At 58.4% G+C, this 19482-nt stretch carries 17 protein-coding genes; 6 read left to right on the top strand and 11 right to left on the bottom strand.

The window, feature by feature from the left end; all coding sequences use genetic code 11:
- The first annotated feature begins 44 nt into the window (after positions 1-44).
- Both AC0V6L_RS05225 and fabI read left to right on the top strand, forming a co-directional pair.
- Complete coding sequence (locus AC0V6L_RS05225) at positions 45-1076, top strand: YihY/virulence factor BrkB family protein (protein WP_486153310.1); 1032 nt, start codon at positions 45-47, stop codon at positions 1074-1076.
- A gap of 47 nt (positions 1077-1123) precedes the next feature.
- Complete coding sequence (gene fabI, locus AC0V6L_RS05230; protein ID WP_486153311.1) at positions 1124-1930, top strand: enoyl-ACP reductase FabI; 807 nt, start codon at positions 1124-1126, stop codon at positions 1928-1930.
- 32 nt (positions 1931-1962) lie between these two features.
- Here the strand turns inward: fabI and AC0V6L_RS05235 are convergent, their stop codons facing one another.
- The 9 genes from AC0V6L_RS05235 to AC0V6L_RS05275 form a co-directional block, all read right to left on the bottom strand.
- On the bottom strand, positions 1963-3171 hold the full coding sequence (locus AC0V6L_RS05235; RefSeq protein WP_486148857.1) for a hypothetical protein: 1209 nt from the start codon (positions 3169-3171) through the stop codon (positions 1963-1965).
- A gap of 11 nt (positions 3172-3182) precedes the next feature.
- Positions 3183-5240, bottom strand: a complete 2058-nt coding sequence (locus tag AC0V6L_RS05240) for a GumC family protein (protein ID WP_486155049.1) — start codon at positions 5238-5240, stop codon at positions 3183-3185.
- A gap of 96 nt (positions 5241-5336) precedes the next feature.
- On the bottom strand, positions 5337-6107 hold the full coding sequence (locus AC0V6L_RS05245) for a polysaccharide biosynthesis/export family protein (RefSeq protein ID WP_486148859.1): 771 nt from the start codon (positions 6105-6107) through the stop codon (positions 5337-5339).
- Entirely contained in the window at positions 6107-7537 is a 1431-nt protein-coding gene (locus AC0V6L_RS05250; protein ID WP_486153312.1) for an O-antigen ligase family protein, read from the bottom strand. Before AC0V6L_RS05250 ends, AC0V6L_RS05245 begins: the two co-directional genes overlap by 1 nt.
- A 97-nt stretch (positions 7538-7634) precedes the next feature.
- The gene (gene fcl, locus AC0V6L_RS05255; RefSeq protein ID WP_486155050.1) at positions 7635-8603 is read right to left on the bottom strand and encodes a GDP-L-fucose synthase; all 969 of its coding nucleotides are present in this window, start codon (positions 8601-8603) and stop codon (positions 7635-7637) included.
- Between the two features lie 20 nt (positions 8604-8623).
- Complete coding sequence (gene gmd, locus AC0V6L_RS05260) at positions 8624-9745, bottom strand: GDP-mannose 4,6-dehydratase (RefSeq protein ID WP_486148865.1); 1122 nt, start codon at positions 9743-9745, stop codon at positions 8624-8626.
- Positions 9745-10503, bottom strand: coding sequence for a glycosyltransferase family 2 protein (locus AC0V6L_RS05265; protein ID WP_486153313.1), 759 nt, complete (start codon positions 10501-10503; stop codon positions 9745-9747). Before AC0V6L_RS05265 ends, gmd begins: the two co-directional genes overlap by 1 nt.
- A gap of 70 nt (positions 10504-10573) precedes the next feature.
- Positions 10574-11818: an O-antigen ligase family protein gene (locus AC0V6L_RS05270; protein WP_486153314.1), complete on the bottom strand. Its 1245-nt coding sequence runs from the start codon at positions 11816-11818 to the stop codon at positions 10574-10576.
- A gap of 20 nt (positions 11819-11838) precedes the next feature.
- Complete coding sequence (locus tag AC0V6L_RS05275) at positions 11839-13269, bottom strand: hypothetical protein (protein ID WP_486153315.1); 1431 nt, start codon at positions 13267-13269, stop codon at positions 11839-11841.
- Between the two features lie 187 nt (positions 13270-13456).
- On the opposite strand from AC0V6L_RS05275, the gene AC0V6L_RS05280 reads away from it, so the two are divergent.
- From AC0V6L_RS05280 to AC0V6L_RS05295, 4 genes are read left to right on the top strand one after another with little or no spacing between them, the layout of a single operon-like run.
- Positions 13457-14527 (top strand): glycosyltransferase, encoded by a 1071-nt coding sequence (locus AC0V6L_RS05280; protein ID WP_486153316.1) that lies wholly within the window; start codon positions 13457-13459, stop codon positions 14525-14527.
- Positions 14527-15684, top strand: a complete 1158-nt coding sequence (locus AC0V6L_RS05285; protein ID WP_486153317.1) for a glycosyltransferase family 4 protein — start codon at positions 14527-14529, stop codon at positions 15682-15684. Before AC0V6L_RS05280 ends, AC0V6L_RS05285 begins: the two co-directional genes overlap by 1 nt.
- Positions 15681-16457, top strand: a complete 777-nt coding sequence (locus AC0V6L_RS05290; protein WP_486153318.1) for a sulfotransferase family protein — start codon at positions 15681-15683, stop codon at positions 16455-16457. The genes AC0V6L_RS05285 and AC0V6L_RS05290 overlap by 4 nt, the downstream gene beginning before the upstream one ends.
- Positions 16454-17188, top strand: a complete 735-nt coding sequence (locus AC0V6L_RS05295; RefSeq protein WP_486153319.1) for a hypothetical protein — start codon at positions 16454-16456, stop codon at positions 17186-17188. The genes AC0V6L_RS05290 and AC0V6L_RS05295 overlap by 4 nt, the downstream gene beginning before the upstream one ends.
- Before the next feature lie 4 nt (positions 17189-17192).
- Here the strand turns inward: AC0V6L_RS05295 and AC0V6L_RS05300 are convergent, their stop codons facing one another.
- Both AC0V6L_RS05300 and AC0V6L_RS05305 read right to left on the bottom strand, forming a co-directional pair.
- On the bottom strand, positions 17193-18005 hold the full coding sequence (locus tag AC0V6L_RS05300) for an O-methyltransferase (RefSeq protein WP_486153320.1): 813 nt from the start codon (positions 18003-18005) through the stop codon (positions 17193-17195).
- Between the two features lie 39 nt (positions 18006-18044).
- Complete coding sequence (locus tag AC0V6L_RS05305; protein ID WP_486153321.1) at positions 18045-19304, bottom strand: lipopolysaccharide biosynthesis protein; 1260 nt, start codon at positions 19302-19304, stop codon at positions 18045-18047.
- Positions 19305-19482 lie beyond the last annotated feature (178 nt).

Below are 19482 nucleotides of genomic sequence, written 5' to 3' on the forward strand. Positions count from 1 at the left end.
GAGCGCGCACCGAGGCGCTGCAAGGAAAGGGGCTTAACCGCAGCATGACTGGAGCAGATCAGCCCGCATCGCCCCACCGCGCGGTCCGCTCACTTTCCCCTGAGGCGCGGCGGCGCGATGCGCTGAAGACGCATAAGCAAGATGGCGATATCGAACCTGCCGGATTGCTGGGCGCGCACGAAAGATCGCGCAAACCCGGCCCCGCAGGCACAGTGCTGGGGTGGTTTCGCTCAGGGTCACGCCCGTTTGAAGTCGTCCGCCGCACTGTCAGCGGAACATTTCAGGATGGCTTTATCTATGCGGGCAATCTTGCCTATCTGGCAATGCTTTCAATCTTTCCGTTCTTTATCTTTGCCGCCACTTTGTTCCAGCTGGTCGGAGAGGTTGAAGATCGCGCGATGGTGATCAGCACCGTGCTGACGGCTATGCCGCCCACCGTTCGCGGAGTGATTGAACCGGTGGCCAAAGACGTGATCGACGCACGCAGCGGGTGGCTGGTGTGGTTTGGCGCGGCAGCGGCCTTGTGGTCTGTCTCCAGCCTGATCGAAACCATCCGCGATGTGCTGCGGCGCGCTTATGGCACTGTGGCGGAACGCGCATTCTGGCAATATCGCTTGCTGTCAGCAGGCCTGATCGTGGGCGCAGTGTTGTTGATGCTGGTTTCGTTTTTGGCCCAGGTGCTGATCGGTACTGCGCAGGAATTTATCGGCGCGTTTATCCCGCAATTGGGCGAAACAATCGAAACCTTGCAGATCACGCGGATTTTGCCCGCTTTGGGCTTGTTCGGATCGCTGTACCTGCTCTTTTTCACGCTCACGCCTGCGCAATATCGCGGCAAGGCTTTTCCCAAATGGCCCGGCGCGCTGTTCACGGCCCTGTGGTGGCTGGCTGTCACGACAGCGCTGCCCAAAGTCCTCAAAGAGTTTTTCACCTACAGTCTTACCTATGGCAGTCTGGCAGGAATTATGGTTGCGCTGTTGTTTTTCTGGCTTGTCGGGCTTGGCCTCGTTATCGGCGCTCAATTGAATGCGGCGCTGGCCGAGCCCGGAGCGGAACTTAAACAGGCTGAGGCTTGATTTGGCGGTTCAGCACAGCGACAGACACTTTTGAGGAGAATGCCGATATGCCCAAACTCATGGAAGGCAAACGCGGGCTCATCATGGGGCTTGCCAATGATAAATCGCTCGCCTGGGGCATTGCCAAGCAATTGGCAGAGCACGGGGCGCAGCTGGCCTTTTCCTATCAGGGCGAAGCGCTGGCCAAGCGGGTGAAGCCGCTTGCAGAGCAATTGGGCAGCGATTTCACGTTCGAATGCGACGTGTCGGATATGGATGCGCTGGACGCCGCTTTTGCAACATTGAAAGAACGTTGGGACACGCTTGATTTCGTGGTCCATGCCATCGGCTTTTCCGACAAAGCGGAATTGCGCGGGCAATATGTCGACACCTCGCTCGAAAATTTCCTGAAGACGATGAACATCTCGGCCTATTCGCTGGTCGCGGTGACCAAGCGGGCGGCGGAAATGATGCCCGAGAGTGGCGGATCAATCCTGACGCTGACCTATTACGGCGCGGAAAAGGTCATCCCCCATTACAACGTCATGGGCGTTGCAAAGGCCGCTTTGGAAACCAGCGTGCGCTATCTCGCCAATGATCTGGGACCGAAAAACATCCGAGTGAACGCGATCAGCGCTGGCCCTGTCAAAACCCTGGCTGCCAGCGGGATTGGCGATTTTCGCTATATCCTCAAATGGAATGAGCTGAACACGCCGCTGCGCCGCACGGTGACGATTGATGATGTGGGCGGATCGGGGCTGTATTTTCTGTCTGACCTGTCATCCGGCGTAACCGGCGAAGTGCATCATGTGGATGCCGGCTATCACGTGGTGGGCATGAAACAGGAAGACGCGCCGGATATTGCTCTCGATTAGGGTGCCCGGTTAAACCAGCGCGGTTCTCAACTCTATTGTCGGGCGATTGTAATAGGCCCCAAAGTCGCGCGCACGGTCGGTTCGCCGCGCCACGCCCGCACATTCACGCGCAGCAGCATTTGCGGGCAATTGTCCGGCACTGCGTCCACCGCAATAGTGTTGGCCCCTTGCGCCAAAGCTTCATCAACGAAAGGCGGCGCACCCACGGCGCAGAACAGCTGAATGCGCGTGTTATCCGACCGGGTGGGGCTTTGCGCTTCGTATGTGGTGGTGATGGCAAAGGGGCCATCGGGGGTCAGCTCGATCAATTCGGCAATCGCGCCGCCTTCGCCTGATCGCGCGAAAATCTCGAGGTTTTCGCCCTTGCGGTCAGGCTGGCTCCGGAACCGGCTTTCATCGGACAAGCGCCAATCAAACGGGGGGAACTGATTGTCCCAATTGCTCGCAACTTCGCGCTCCTCGCCGCTTTCTTCGGCCGTCTCATCAGGCACTTGGCGCGCTTTCACAAAATCATAGATCTCTTTTGATTTCACCACTTCGCCCTGCACCGCCAGACCCGTGATCAGGCGGCGGTCAACCTCGGTGTCGTCGTAATTCAATTCCTTGCGGATCGACGCCATGGCAAGCCGCGATGCAGGCTCTCGCATGGCGAATTTGAGAAAGTTTTCGTGCCAGGCGGCAGGCCCGTTGAGGATATCAACGAACAAAGGCGCAGCACCGGGCGCGGTCAAGGCTTGGCGCAGGACAGGGAAAAACTCCTGCTCACGCTCAGGATGCACGCGCAGGATCTGATCGAGCGTCGCGATGCTGGCGCTGTAATCTTCCTGTGCAAGGCGCTGTTCAAGCACCAGCGCCTGAAGCGACAAATCGCGCCGGTTAAGCTTGTTGGCGGCGGTCAGAATGGCCGATTTGGCGGCCGGATCGGTGGTCGCCATGGCAATGACCGAATAGGATTTGGGCGTCAGCGGATCGTGCGATGCGGCAGCCCGCGCGAGCGGCTGCGCATTTGTTGCAGCCTCCAGCAGATCGGTGCCTTGGGCTGCAGCGGTTTGGAAAACCTGGAACGCATTTTGTTCAGCCGCCAGACCATTCCAGCCAAACAGCGAAACCGCCGTCGATGGTGCGGACCGTGTCAGGGCGGAACTGAGCGCCTGGACGCTCAAAACGCCCGCGAGCACCACGCCAATCGCGATCACGATCAACAATCGGGGCCATTCCAGCGCTGCAAGGCGTTTAGCCATTGACATCAGGCTTACATCCGGTCCGTTTCGGCCTTGGGATCGTCATTCCCGTAATTATAGCCGTAGCCATAACCATAGCCGTAGCCATATCCGTATTCGGCCGCACGCTCATCCAGCTTGGTCAGAACGCCGCCATAGATCGGCGCGCCGGTGGCAGCCAGACGGCGAACCGAGGTTTCGATAACCTTGGCTTTGATCCGGTTGGCTTCCATCACATAGATCACGCCTTCGGCCACGCGCGCGGTTTCAATCGCATCGGCGAGCGACAGCATGGGCGCGCAATCGATGATGATCTGATCATAAGTGCCCTTGGCTTCATCCACGACTCGCTGCAGCCTGTCCGATGCAAGCAAATCAACCGGATTGGGCGGTTTGTGGCCAACCGGGATGTAGTCGAAATTCAATCGCTCCACCCGCATCGCCTGATCGCGCACCGCGCCGCCCTGATTGGTGAGCAGCGCCGCCATTCCGCCAACGCCGGTGATATCGAGATCGAGCGTTTTGGGCAGTTTGGAATTGCGCAGATCGCAATCGAGCAGGATTGTATCCTTGCCCAATTGCGCAAAGTTTGCAGCCAGTGCGACCGAGGATATCGACTTGCCCTCTGACGGAGCGGTCGATGTCAGCATGATCACCCGCGGCGCGCCATCGGCGGTAAGGAACGCCAGATTGGTGCGCAGCGAGCGGTACGCCTCGCTCGTTTCCGATGATCGCTGCGCCAGCGCATCGACCATGTCGACATCTTTCGCTTTGGGGATCACGCCCAGCAGGGTGAGACCCGTCTTGTCGGTCACCTCGCCCGGCTCGCGCACCGTCTGGCTCATCATGACGCGGGCATAGACCAGCGCTGCCGTCAGCATCAGGCTGGCGATAAAGGCCACCGCCATATTGCGAATGAGGGACGGTTCATAAGGCGCAATCGGCGCGATGGAGGCGTCGATCAGCTTGATATTGTTCTGACCTGCGCCCGATGCCTCAAGCTCTTTGAAGCGTTGGAGCAAACCATCATAAATTTCGCGATTGGTTTCGACCTCGCGTTTCAGGATGCCGTATTGAATGCCCTGGCTTTGCTGGCCGAGGAATTTTGATTTCGCCTCGTTCAGCCGTTCGCGCAATTCGCTTTCGCGCAATCTGGCGGAACGCAACGTGGCGCTGCCTGTAACATTCAAGGCCTGACGCAAGGTTGCGACCTGCGCCTGTTTTTGCCGCACGGCGGGATATTCGGGGCCGAAATTCTCTTGCAGAATCGACAATTCGGACTGCGCCAATGCCAATTCAGACGCGAGGCGCGGATCGCGATTGGGGCCGCCCCGCTCGCCAGCGCGCACGGCGGCCTCTGCCGTGATCCGTTCGGTTGTGGCCTGCGCCAAAGCCGCGTTGAGCGCAGACAGATCAGCCGCGATCAAGGTTTGCGCTGCGGTCGCTGACCCTTCGCCATCTGTGCTTGTTTCCAGCACCAGAATCTCGTTCGCATTGGCATATTCAACCAATTCCTGTTCAGACCGCGACAGACTTTCGCGCAGTTCATCGATCTGGCTTTTCAAGAATTCGCGCGCCTCGATGTTGGTGCCGAAGCGTTTCTCGTAATTGGCCGCGATAAATTCTTCGGCCCACAAATTGGCAATGCGCGCCGACAGGGCTGATGAACCGCTGGAGAAATAGATGTCCACGAGGCTGGAATTGGCAATCGCTTCAATGCTGACCTGATCGAGCAGCAATTCTTCGATATCGCGTTCGGAAAGGTCTTCTTCCTCGGTCAGCGCGAAGGTTTCGATAAACTCTTCGTCGCGCATCAAATTGCCCGCTTCGGCAACGCGCGATGCCATGAAGCGCGATTCCAGCAATTCGTACTGGGTGTTAAGATATTGCAGCTCAGACACCCGGCCATCGGCATCGAGCGTTTCGATATCGGTCACATTGGTCGCGACCTGCGCCACTTCGAGCCGTGCATTGGCGCGGTATTGCGGCTCTGTCAGCAAAGTGATGACCAGCCCTGCAAGCAGGCAAAGCACAATCAGCGCGGCGATAAACCAGCGCAAAGTGCGCGCTTCGTGAACGAAGCGTTCCAGATCGAGGAAGAAGTTATCCCCCCTTCGCCAGCATCCTGACCGTTTGCGGTGCCAGCCTTGGGCGGCGAAAGGGCAATATCTGCGTTCATAATTCTATCAAATGCCCACGCGATCAATGACAATCGCTGCCGATGTCAGCAGCGGCGCAAACTGGAGAATATTGTCGAGCCGGCGGCGCGCAGGCGAATCCCCGACCATCACGATATCATCCGGGTAAAGCGCAGGATCAGGGTAATTGCCGCGCTGGATCGCCGCGATGTTATAAAGGCCAATATAGCGCTGACCATCAACCGTGCGCATAATCAGCACATCTTCAAATTTGGCATATTCCGCCAGGCCTTCGGCCATATTGACAACGCGCAGCAAGGTTTCGCGCCCCGTTGCAGGATAAGCGCCGGGCCGGTTCACCTGTCCGCCGATCGAGATGGAAGGCGGGGTGAACTCCTCGGGGATCACGCGCACTTGCGGATCGACAATGAACCGGCCGCGCAGGCCATCGGCGATCATCTTGGACGCATTGGTGGGCGACTGGCCGCCAATCGCGACTTTGCCGACAAGCGGAAAATCCAGATTGCCATCTTCATCGGTGAGGTAAACGCCGGTCAATTCCTCGGCGCCGACAACGCCAATTTCCAGCTTTTCCTGAGAGCCGATGGTGTAGAAAATCTCGCCGCGCGGGGCGGGCAGCGTTTCCAGTTCGGTTATCTCATAGCTTGGATCGGCGCCAAAGGTGCGATCGGTCGCGCATCCGGACAAAGCCGCTGCGGCCAAAGCCAATGTCACGCAAATTCTAAACGGCACTTTTTTACCCTTTTGACCAATTCCCGCTCCATAGCTCATATCGGTGAAACTCCAAGAGCGGGCCATTATTTGCCCCGTGATCCCGCTGAGCGGGTGGCATTTTTGCCAGAGCTGCCGGAATTGCCAATCGGCGCGATTTCCATTGCCAAAACAACCACCAACCACACAGCCATGGCTTGAAACAACGGTGCGCGCAGAGGATAATCGACCACCGATGCCCCGCATATGATGGCCGCTGTTGATCCCCAGAAAAGCAGTTTGGCAATATACAGCTCGCTTGTCTGCGGGGCTTTCAAGACGGCGCGCACGCCCCATGCGATGAACAGCGCCAGCAAAGCGACCATGGGCAGCCCGCCTTCAATCACGATTTGCGCCCAGTCATTATGCGCCTGATTGACATAGACAGGCAGCAGCAGATCGCTGGGTTCATAGATATGATACAGCTCCTCAAAGGTGCCGAACCCTGCGCCAAACAGGAAATGGGTCTGCACCATTTGTGTGATTGTGGGCCACAATTTCCAGCGCAGATCCTCAAATGTGTTCTGCGTGAAAATGTCATCGACACCCGGCGCGCGCTGGGCGGAAAAGAACGCAATCAGCAGGACTGCGATCAGCCCGGCAAATACGCCCAAAAGCAAACGCGGGCGCGCGGTGATCCATTGCTCAACCTTGCTTTGGCGGCGATCCGTATTGCTTGCGGTAAAGCCCAGCCAGACCATCACCACAGTCACCAGCAGCGCGAACGCTGTCAGCGCAAGGCCAGCGCGCGATCCGCTGAGCAGCACGGCCAGCAGCACAATCAGGAATGTCGGCGGATAGCACAGACGCAGCCAGCGCGGTTCGTTGATAGCCTGAGGCAGCGATTGCAGCCGGGCAAGGATCACCAGAACAAGCGCAGAAAAGACCGCCGAATGGTTTTCATTGGCGAACAGTCCGACAGGCGATCCCGCATTGGTGATGGCGTAAAAATAAAGCGGACTTTTGCTGCCATCGACAACCTGCATGATACCAAGCACCGCATCGACCAGCCCGACAGCGGCGATAATCACCATGAGCATGCGCGGCGATGCCCGCATGGCGAGCGCAATCAGCAAAGCGGTAACCGGCACAATCAGCGCGAACAGCGCGTTCCAGCCCCTGCTCGGCACCAGCGAAATCGGCCTCCATGTGCCATCCATTCCGGTGGCTGCATCCAGCTGCGCGATCACATCGCGGCCGGGCAGGGATTGCCAAAGGCCAGCGGGCAGCGGCACCAATTGCAGCGCCATCCACCCTGCCAATAGCGCGAGCAGCACCACAAGACTGCGCGCTTTGGCGATTTGTTCGCGCGATATGAAATAAAGCGCCGGGATCAGCATCAGCGCGGTAAGCGGGCGCAAAGCGGCAATCTGGATCGCATCGGGGCGCGATGATCCGCCCAATGCCGCCACCACCAGCGCAAACAGCCCCAGCACAAACCAGGGCAGATTTGAGTTCGATTTCAGTCGGCTGCTCATCGCCAAGGGGGCCTTTTACCGTCGAGGTCGCAGGAATTGCGGCGCGCTTTGCCCGCGCAAAGCACAACCGCCAATGAACCGGATGCATAATTCAGTTTCATGCGCGCAGTTCCGCTTGTGAAGCAAGGAACCAGCGATAGGTTTCCTCAATCCCGGCTTCCAGCCCGATTTGAGCGCGCCACCCCATCGCCGAAAGGCGCGAGACATCCATAAGTTTGCGCGCTGTGCCATCAGGCTTGGCCGGATCGGTGGCGATGCGGCCTTCAAACCCGGTTATGCGCGCAACCAACTGCGCGAGTTCCAAGATGGAGATATCCTCACCGCAGCCCACATTGATGTGGCTGAGCATGGGGCGCGTGTTCGCGTCATAAACGGCGCGGTCGCACTCCATCACGAACAGGCTGGCCTCAGCCATATCATCGACATGGAGAAATTCGCGCCGGGGTGTGCCAGTGCCCCAGATGACGACTTCATCCGCGCCTGCCTCAGCCGCTTCGTGGAAACGGCGGATCAGCGCTGGCAGGACGTGGCTGTTCTCAGGGTGAAAATTATCGCCCGGTCCATACAGATTGGTAGGCATACAGCTGCGATAATCGGTGCCGTGCTGGCGATTATAGCTTTCGCACAATTTGATCCCGGCAATCTTGGCAATGGCATAGGGTTCGTTGGTCGGCTCCAGAGTGCCCGTTAACAGCGCGTCTTCGGTCATGGGCTGGGGGGCGTGCTTGGGATAGATGCACGATGATCCCAGAAACAACAGCCGGGTGACGCCTGCCTTGAACGCCTGATGGATGACATTGGCTTCCATCATCAGATTGTCATAGATGAAATCGGCGGGATAGGTGTTGTTGGCGTGAATGCCGCCCACTTTGGCCGCCGCCAGGATCACCGCATCGGGGCGCTCTTCGGCGAAAAAACCGCGCACGGCGGCCTGATCGGTCAGATCGAGCTGCGCGTGCGAACGCGTGACAAGCTCTACCGCCTCACCGTCATCAGCGCGCGCGGACAATTTGCGCGCAATGGCGCTGCCCACCATGCCGCGATGTCCTGCGAGAAATATCTTCATCATGCTGCGATGCCCCGCGTTCAGTTTTCGACACTGACAGGCATGGCAAACCCGTTTGCTTTGAGGAAAGCATGACGCTGCGCATCGGCAAGGTCGGTCGCAATCATTTCAGCGCACATTTCGCGCGCGGTAATCTCCGGCTCCCAGCCCAGCTTTTCGCGCGCTTTGGTCGGATCGCCCAGCAGGGTTTCTACCTCGGCAGGGCGGAAATAGCGCGGATCAATCCGCATGATCACATCGCCCACTTTCAGCGCGGGCGCCTTATCCCCGGTGATCGCCGCGATAGTGGCAATCTCGTCCACTTCGCTGCCCGAAAATTCAAGCGTAATGCCCAGTTCCTGCGCCGACCAGGTGATAAATTCGCGCACCGAATATTGCTTGCCCGTTGCGATCACGAAATCATCGGCAGCATCCTGTTGCAGCATCATCCACTGCATCCGCACATAATCAGCCGCATGGCCCCAATCGCGCAAGGCATCGATATTGCCCATATACAGGCACGGCTCCAACCCTTGCGCGATATTGGCCAGGCCGCGCGTGATCTTGCGCGTCACAAAGGTTTCGCCCCGGCGCGGGCTTTCGTGATTAAACAGAATGCCATTGCAGGCATACATCCCATAAGCTTCGCGGTAATTAACTGTAATCCAATAAGAATACAGCTTTGCCGCAGCATAGGGAGAGCGCGGATAAAACGGTGTTTTCTCGGTTTGCGGGGTTTCCTGCACCAACCCATACAGCTCGGATGTGGACGCCTGATAAAACCGGGTGTGCTGATCCATATTGAGCAGCCGGATCGCCTCAAGCAGCCGCAAAGTGCCCAGCCCATCAACATCGGCGGTGTATTCGGGCGCTTCGAAACTGACCGCGACATGGCTTTGCGCGGCAAGATTATAAACCTCGTGCGGCTCCACCTGTTTGATAATGCGCGTCAAGTTCGATGTGTCCGACAGATCGCCATAATGCAGCGTCAGTTTGGGATCGGGGGCGTGCGGGTCTTCGTAAATGTGATCGATGCGCTGGGTGTTAAAAGATGATGCACGGCGCTTTATCCCGTGAACTTCATACCCCTTGGCCAGCAGAAATTCAGCGAGATACGACCCGTCCTGCCCGGTAATGCCAGTAATCAGTGCCCGCTTGGTCATTATTTCTCGTCACCTTTGCTCAGCCATTGGCCCAGCTTACTCAAATTCTTGGCCGCCAATGTCACGGCCCCGCCCACGCGATTGGCGCGAAGGGCGCGCAAATCTTCGCGGCTTTTGCGCAAAATGCGTTCAATGGAACGGTTGCTTTCGCCGCCCACTCGCATTTTGACAAGCACTCGGGGAATATAGGCTAGGGAAATCTCTCCCTTGACCAGATATCGCAGCATCGCATCGTAATCCGCCGCAATCGAATAGGACGTGTCGTAAAGGCCATATCTGTCAAACACCTCGCGCCGCAAATAGAGCGTGGGATGCGGCGGCATCCACCCCCGTTTGAGCAATCGCGGATGGTATTCGCCCGATTTCCAATGGCGGATGACTTTGGTCAGATCATCGGCGGCAACATATTGCAGATCGCCGTAAACCCCATCAACCGATGGATCAGCCATTGCCGCCGCGACATCGGCAATCACATCCGCATCGGCGAACACATCATCAGAATGCATCAGCCCGACAATATCGCCCGTCGTGCGCCTGATGCCGCGATTGATCGCGTCATAAATTCCATCATCGCGCTCTGACAGCACCTGGGTCGTATCCTTGGCGAGCGCCTGCACCGCTTCCAATGTGCCGTCATTGGACCCGCCATCCTGAATGACATGCTCGATATGCGGATAGGTCTGGCGCTGCACGCTTTCCATCGCTTCACCAATGGTGCCCGCGCGATTGAAAACAGCGGTTACGATGGAGATTTTCATGATTCGGTTGGCACCAGCTTGGTTGGGGTCTTGAAGAAGGGATACAGCAATGGCCGCTTGCGCGCTGCGATCAGCGGACCGGAGTGTAACCCGGACTGGAAGCGAATGCCGGTTTAAGCGGCGGAGGCAATGCAGGGTTTGGCGTGCGCGCGGCTTTATCTTCTGGGGTCGCTCCATCCGCAGCAGCTTCGTCAGAAAGGCGCGCCCGCATCACGCCTGCGCACACCATCAAAACGGGCACAGCCAGCGGGATAAAACCCCAATTGGTTAGCAAAGTGTTGTTGAACACGCCGGGCATGAGCGAGAAAAATCCGAGCAATTTCAATTGAAAGCTTACCGGGCGGATCACCAGCCGATAGACCAGAAACGCAATCAACGGACCTCCCAGCACAAATCCGAACATCGCCAGAACCTCAATAAAGAAATTGTGGCTGGGTTTAAGGCCAAACACATCAACGCGTTCGCGCAAGGCTTCGATACCGACGCCGAAATAGGGGTTGTTCGCGATAAACTGGATGTATTGGTTGAGCGCATCCAGCCGGACGACATTGGATTCCTCGCGCAGCAAAACCAGTTCATTCAAGGCGTTGAACGCGGGCAGAACCATCAGCGAGCCAAAGCCAAGCCCCGCAACCACCATCGCCGAACGCGAAGATCGCAGCGCCAGCAGCCAGGCAAAGACTAGCGCTGCAATAACCAGGATAACGCCGCGCCCACCTGTCAGCAGGATCAGCCCAAGCAGCAGGCCCATCACTATCCAGCTTTGCCGTTTGGGCATGGGCGACACATAATTCACCGCGATAAAAGCCAGCAGCATATAATAGACCGCATAGGCCGCCGCATTGGCGTTGTAATAGGAATAATACATCCGCTGAAGCTCGCGGCCATAGGTCACGAACGGGTCGACCACGCCCAGATCAGATGCCGCCGCGATGAAATATCCCGGCACAAAGGTGATTATCGCGAAATTGACAAATAGCAGGCCAATCGAGACGAAAATCACTCTTCGCAAGGCTTCGATATTCATCTGGAACACCGTGGAAGCCACCAGCAATCCCGACACAAGCTGCGCCATCATCACCCACAGATAATTGCCAATCCTGCCAAAGATGAAATCCAGCGCAATCGCGACCGCTACCATCACAAACAGCGGCATGGCTTTTACAAAAAAGCGCCCCGACTGTTGCCCGGCCGTTACAAAAATCAGCAGAGCAAGCAGCAATCCGCGACTAGTGTCGCCGATGTCGTAGAGGACCAGCCGGTACGAGGCTGTCACAAAGACGGCGACCAGCACAATCTGTATCCAAGCTCGCATGGCGTCCTCAAAAAAGCCGTTTAGGCAGGGGTCCAGCGTTGCCCATCGAACATTGCCCGGCGCATGTCAAAATCGCTGCACATTTCGGCTTCCATCCCGCGAAACGCATTGCCATTATTGATCGCGGCCAGCTCCTCAAGCGAAAACACCCCGCGAAAGGCGATGCGGTTGTCGGTTTGGCTGCGCTGATTGTCGAAAGCCACCCGGCTGGCAGCTTTGCGCGGAACATGAACCGTATTGCCAGACGCTTTGGCTGAAATGGTGCAGATGCCGGACAAAATGCCGGGATTGATGGTGCAATTGCGGCAGTCCTCCAGCGCCAGTGCGACCGTATCCGCGCCCGCGCGCAGCCGCGAGCCTTCCTCGATCACAAACCCGTCAAGCGTTTCACCGCCTGCACCCAAAACAACGCCGAATTGCCCGCGCGGAACGGTTTGGAGGAACAGCTTGGCAGAGCCTTCGACCCCGCCAGCAATGCGAACCCCGTTGGCGTATTGCCCGTTAATGGTGGCGCAAAATCCGTTGATCTGGCCGCTGGCGATATCCAGACCCCATTCGCAATTCTCGCCGCTTGCCCCGACAATCTCCAGATCCCCGCGAAGCTGAGCGCCATCCACGCGCATCCCGCCGCCTTGCTGCTTGCCGACGCCGCGAATGATCCCGGTCACCTGCCACCAGCCTTCTCCTTCGAGAATGACACCCCAATCATCGGATTGCTCGCAGGCAAAGGTGATGATCCCGCTGACTTTTCGGCTGCCGGTTGAATGCAGGAACGTGCCGCAATCATGTGCGAACACATCCAGACGCAGCTCATCAGGCGTGGTTTTGTCATAGCCCAGAATGGCAACGCCCGTATCGCACCCTTCGGCATGGGCGCTGATGGCGCAATATTCGCTTTGCCCGGTGATGCTGATCCCGGTGGTGCAATCCTGCGCGGCAGCCGTCAGCGTGCCGAGCGCTTTTTTCAGCTTGCCCGCTGCAATTCCCGTCACATCTGCGGTGTTTGCGGCGCGATTGCCATCGACCACAATGGTGGTGGCCGATTGCAGTTTGGATTGCGAATTGCTGATGGCGATGCGCGCAACCTCATCCAGCTGCGCGCCGTCTGCCTGCCGGATAAGAGCCCCGCCCAGATCGCACACGGCATCGTGATTGACTGTCAGTGTGCGCGCGGTCGCATAGGTGATGAATTCAGGCACAATGCGCGCACCGCTTTGCAAAGCGGCAGCGATGGCCGCGCCATCATCGCTGACCCCGTCGCCGATGGCGCCGAAATCTTCAAATCGGACAATTCCCGCACGCGGCTCTGTTGGCTGAGCGCCTGCGGCAACACCATTGGCGGCCTGCACCGCGATCATTGCTTTGACCGGAGCGCCGCTCATCCGGCCAAGCGCAGAACGCCGGTCGAGGGCGTTTCCGCCTGTCATTTGCGGCTTCGGTTTGTCGGTCACAATGCGCTATCCTGAGGGGCAAGGCCTACACCAACGGTGGCAAAGAGCATCATCAATCCTTCCCTTTTGCCTGCGCGGCGCTAGTAAACCAAAGCGATCCCGCTAATCCTGTGGGCCTATACACGCGGTGAATTGAAAGCTGCAAACGGCCCCTTTTTCCTGCAACCGGAATTGCGCCACGCCTGATATGACATCCAAGCCGCAGAAAGTTTTGCATGTCATCGCGCATCTGGAAAAAGGCGGGGCTGAACGCCAGGTCCGCTTGCTTGTGGAAGCGTCCAGGCACGATCATGTCGTCGCGGTTCTTGCAGGCAATGAAGCGACATGCGCAGCGCCTGTGGAAACCATTGCGGATCTCGGCTTTGGCACAGTCACGCGGCGGATTACTCAGCTGATTGCAAAGCATGACATCACCATTGCGCAAATGTGGCTGCCTGCGCGGCTCACTCTGCCAGCGGCCATTGCAGCGCGGCGGGCGGGTGTGCCGATTATCAGCGGCGACCGGCGCAAACCGCGCAGCGCGGGAATGGCTGCGATCAAGGACCGGTTGAGCTATGGCGTGCACCTTATGGCAGACCGGATTGTGCCCAATTATCCTTACATCCTTCCCGCTTTATCGCTGCGCCGCTTAACAGGCATGCCCGCCAAATTGCAGGTCATCCCCAATGGCATGGCGTTTGATCCCGCCGCGCCATCAGCAAGTGCTTTGTCGCCCGAACGCTTGCTATTTGCCGGGCGGCTGGTTGAACAAAAGAATGTCGATCTGTTGCTGGACGCGATGGCTGCTTCCCCGGTTATGCAGCGCATCAAAGCGCTCGACATCATTGGCGAGGGGCCTCTGGATGCTCCGCTGCGAGCCAAGGCTCAGGCGCTTGGCCTTGCGCAGCGGGTGACATTTCACGGCTACCGCTCCGACTGGCACACGCAGTTTTCACCGGGCTCGCATATGCTCATCCTGCCAAGCGGTTCGGAAGGCATGTCGAACACCCTGTTTGAAGCGATTGCCCATGGCTTTTTGCCCATCGTCACGCGCAGCGCGGAGCTGGATGCAATGATTGAGGGTTGGGCGGCAAAGCCCGCTTACATCGAAACGCTGAACGCCAGCGGTGTGGCAGAGGCGATTGCTATGGCGGCCGATCTGCCGGGTGAAGCAATGGCCGCAAGGGTGGCAGATATGCGCGCCGGGCTGGAGCAATTTTCGGTCCCCTCCATGGCGGCGCAATATGATGCGCTGTATGATGAATTGGGCGCGCGGTGATGGCCGGCGAACCGCTTATCCTATTCTTCGTGCCCGTCCCCACGCGCGAAAAGGGCGCGACAGGCGCGGTCATCGGGTCGCAAACCGTGATAGAGGCAGCGCGCCAGCAATATGATTGCGTGACGGTCCCCGTGCGTCACACTGCAATTCGCGATGCCGATGCGCAGCTAAGCCCTGCCAGCATCATGCGCCTGATCGGTGATCACCGCGCGTCTTTGTCGGACCTTAAAACCGCGATCCGGGATGCAAAGGAGCGCCCTTTGACACTCTATATGGTCGCCAATAGCGGACTGGCCGCCAGCATTCGCGATTTCTGGACGATGCGCGCCGTTCTTGCCCTGCGGCCTGATGCAAGGATTTGCCTGCACACGCGCAATGGCAATTATTTCTATCCCGGCAACCGCCTGCTCAAAGCTTTGCGCGGCTGGATGCTGGCGCGCGCACACCGGGTCATCTGTCTGTCGCAGCGGCTTACTCCGGGCCGCGATGCGCTTGAGGCGCTGTCGCGCGGGACAGCGGACAAATTGCGCGTCATCCCCAACACCATCGATGCCGCCATGGTGCCCGATGCGGACGATCTTGCCCGCAAAACCCGCAGCGATGGGCCTGTGAGTGTGCTCTACCTTTCCAATTTCATCGCGAGCAAAGGGTACGGTTTGCTGGGCGAGGCCGCGCGCATCCTTGATGATCGCGGTGTGCTTGACCGGTTTCGGTTTGTCTTTCGCGGCAAATGGCTCGGCGCGGGCGACAGATCTGCATTCGAAGCCGCATTCACCCGCGCTCAACTGGCAAGCGGGCATATCGACATTGGCGATGCCGTCTGGGACAGGGCAGAAGTGCGCGCTTTGCTGCTGGATAGCGATGTGTTCTGCCTGCCCACGCGCTATCCGGCAGAAGCGATGCCGCGTTCGATCATCGAAGCCATGGCCAATGGCTGCGCGGTCATCACCAATCACCACGCGGCAACACCGGACCTTGTAATCGACGGGGAAAGCGGCCTGCTGCGCAAGAACATCACCGCCCGCGATATTGCCGATTACCTCGAAACGCTTACGCCGGAGACCTTGCAAAACCAGCAATCCGCCTCGCTTGAACGGTTTGCGGCGCATTTTTCGCAAAGCCGCCACGATGCCGCTGTGCTGGAGGTGCTGGCGTGAGCTTTGTCAGCATTATCGGATTGCCGCGATCAGGCACGACTTTGCTGGGGCGCGTGCTCGCAGCGGGCGATCAAACGCGTTATTTCGAAGAGCCAAACCCTGCGTGGCGTTTTCGCAACCGGCGGGCCCTGGGCCATGAAGAATTCACCGCCGAACACGCCGTGCCCGAAGTAAGAGATTATATCCGCACCGCTCTTGCGGCAGGCAGCGCCGGGCCAATTGTCGAAAAGACACCCGCAAACTGCCTGCGCACAGGATTTGTCGAAGCGGTTATTCCAGAGGCCAAGATCATTTTCCTGCGGCGCGATGCGTCATCGGTGCGCGCGTCTTTTTTGCGCAAATGGCTGGAATGGGATGATGCAAATGCGGCTTTGCTCTCTGACAATGCCGCGATGCACGATGTGAAAGGGCAATTGGGCAAGCTGGGCTTTGTCCACCGATCTGAATTGCCGCATTATGTGATCGCGGGACTGCGCGGGCGCATCGCGCGAATGCTGCGCCGCCCGCCGCCTTTCTGGGGGCCGGAATTTGAAGGCTGGCAAAAAGTCTCAGGCGAACCGCCCGAAGAGGTCGCAAGCATTGCAGTTGCGCGGCTCGAAGCTGCCCTCGATCACGGCATTGCCCAGTGCAAGGCGGCGCATGTCACGCTTGATTACGATGCCGTGCGCGCAGACCCCGAAGGGCAGATCGGGGCAGCCTTGCAGGATTTGGGTGTCACAGACCTTACGCCCGATTATACCCTTGTGGCCCCGCGCAAAGGAGCTGCGAAATGAGCGGGCTGGTCGTCTATTACATCGTCGGACAGCCGCGTTCGGGCAGCACATTTGTGGGCGACTGGATCGCGCGCCAAACCCGCGCGGTGAATGCCGGTGAAGTGTGGCAAACCTTTCGCGCGACCGACATGATCGAAGACAGCACCTATGCCGCGCGCGGGGGATATTGGGCGGACCCGGCCCGCAAGGCGGCCCGCCGCGCCGAGATAGAGGCCGACCCGTTCTGGGCCGATGTGCTGGCGCGCAGCAATGCTGGCGAGGATCCGTTCACCGCATTGACGGGCAAAGTGAGCGAGACATCCGACATCCTGATCGATTGTTCAAAAACGGATGCAGGCGCCGCGCATTATCAGCGGCTGGGATGCCGGGTCATCGTGATCCACACCATCCGCCCCTTTGGCAGTTGGGCGCAATCCATGATGCGCTATCAGGAAAAGCTCGACTTGAAACGCGAAGGGGCGATGCGATTGGCGCTCCCCTATGTTCGGCTCAATCGGCGGCTGCATCGCGCTTGGCGGGCATCGGGCGAATATCGCATGGTTCGGCAAGATCAGCTGGGCGAGCTTGACGCGGTGCTGGATCTGCCGTTCACCGCCAATCGGACAGGGGATCAATATCAGCGGCACGAAATGTTCGGCACGGGCAGCTTCACCCAGAATTATTCGCAAGACCGCGCCAAACCGCGCGTCACCCTCCTTGACCGCGCGCTTCTCAGGTTGATCACGGTTTAGGGTTTCAGGATCCGCCGCTTTCCATTTGCTTGGCCCGTTCAAACGCGGATTTAGGCAGTACCGCGCGCATAAGATTGGCAATCGCGCCGCGCATGGGCACTGCAGACAGGCTGGCATCGGTGAAGGTCATCGACCGGTAAACGCCCAGCACATCATCGGGTGAAACATCGGCAAACCGCGCATCACCCTTTGTCCCGAACCAGGTATCTGCGCCGAACAAAGCGCCTTCATCCAGCAATCCATGCTGCTGAAACAGGTTGAGAAACCGGTATGTAAGCCGGTGTTTCTGGTCGACTTTCAATTTCTGATTGAGCCGCTGCATCCCGTTCTTCTTCACCCGAGTGCGATCCTGCACATCATCGAGGATCACCGAAGCCCCCCGCGTCACCCGGTCAAAAAACAGTGCAAAATCCCGGTCAATCGCGCCATCCGCATCAAGGCATAACAGCCCCAAAGGCGCAGTGTCCGGCACTTTATCGGCGTGATCATTCACATCGCCAATGATCAGTTCAATCCGGTCATCGACGCCAAATTCAGCAAAATTGCCTTTTATGATCGCGGTGTTTTTCTCAATCGAGCCAAACGCTTCGCGAGTGCCGCCAAGGATTTTCTCAAATGTGTAGACGATGCCCTCGCGTCCGCTATCGCGCAGGCCTGCGGCCATGCAGACCGTCGCCGCGCCGTGCGCGCAGCCAACCTCGACAATATTGCCCGGCGGTGCGGCGAAAGCGGTTTCGTAGATGCGCTGATACACCTCTTCGGGCAGCATCCCGTTGCAGCGCTGTTTGACTTTGGCAGGGTCAATCGATTGGGTCATGGGACAGGATCAGGTTCCGTATCAGTTGCCAGCAAAAAGCTAGGATTGCTCGCGCTGCTTGAACCGCGCTGTAACCCTGCGGCGCAAACTTGTCATCATGCCGAGACTGTAAATCGGCATAACCGCCGCACACCACAAGACATTGCCCCATGTGCCAGCAATCAACAAAGCGGCTGCAAGAAACACGGTAGACACCAAAGTGATGCGCAAGACGCGAGGTTCATCATCGAGCAGAATTGCGGTCAATTGCACCGGACCAAACCCCGCCGCTGCAAGGCGCGATAATCCCGCGCACACAAACACCGCAATCAACAGGCGGGTATCGGTAAAGCTTGCCAAAGGCCCGGTATCCCACTGCATCAATACCAGAACGATCCCTGCAATGCCGACAGCGGCGAGCACCGCAATGGCAAGCGAAAATCGCGCCGCACCGCGCAGCAGACGCTTTGCCCCTGCCAAATCATCGCCTTTGATCCGCGCATTGATCTTCGCCGAAAAATAAGCGCGCGCTGCCACCAGGCCAAACTGGATCGCCACTGTTAATTGAACCGCGATAGCAAGATAAGCGACCTCGGCAGGCGGCAAAAACAGTCCGGCGATAAAGACGGGGAGGAAATTGGACAGGCTTTTGGTGATAGAGACCTGGAAATGCGCAGGGTCCGATTTGACTTTGGCGACAGGGCCGCTTGCGCGTGCATACCGCCATGGCAGCACGCCCAGAAACGCAATGCCGCCCACAAGGCCCGATGCCGCGTATAAAGCGAGATAGCTTTCAGGATCGCTCACCGCATTGGCCGCCAATATCAGCGCCGCGCCCGCCAGAATACCGGGCCGCAGCAATTGACTGGCGATATTGGCGCGCAGGCCCTGATCGGCTGCGCGCAGCACTGCATCAGCAATCGCGGCCGAGGCAAGCGCGCATCCAATCGCGAGGGTCCACACAGCTTCTGGCCGGGCAAAAGAGGCAAGCGCATCGCCCCAATAGGCCGCCACCGCAGCGACAATCGCCGTGGCGGCAAGCCCCAGACCCATGTAAAATGTTACTGTGCGCGCCACGGGCAGGGCAGCGTTCGATGTCAGATCAAGCGGCGCAAATTGCTTTACCAGCGTGGTCGGCAGGCCGTGCTGGATAAACAGTGCCAAAATGCCGCCACCTGCCACCACCCAGGCATACCGCCCGAACGCCTCTGCTCCCAAAGCGCCGGTAATGACCAGCACCGATCCAAATAAAAGCGCCGCGCCAATGCCTTGCAACCCGACTATAGTCATAAGAGCAGGCGGTATGGGCAGCTTGGACATGGTTTGAATTCTTTGCATCCGGCAAGGGTGCTAAATCAGCAGCGGCCTTGTGTTGCCCAGTCTTAATGGGTGGGTCAATGCGCACACGGTTGTGATGGGATTTGACCGCGATCTATACCCGGTTTTACCGGTTTTGTTTACCGACTTGCACTTGAGGCCATGGGGCTATAGCGCTGCG

This window comes from Erythrobacter sp. JB1-15 (genome assembly GCF_057365035.1).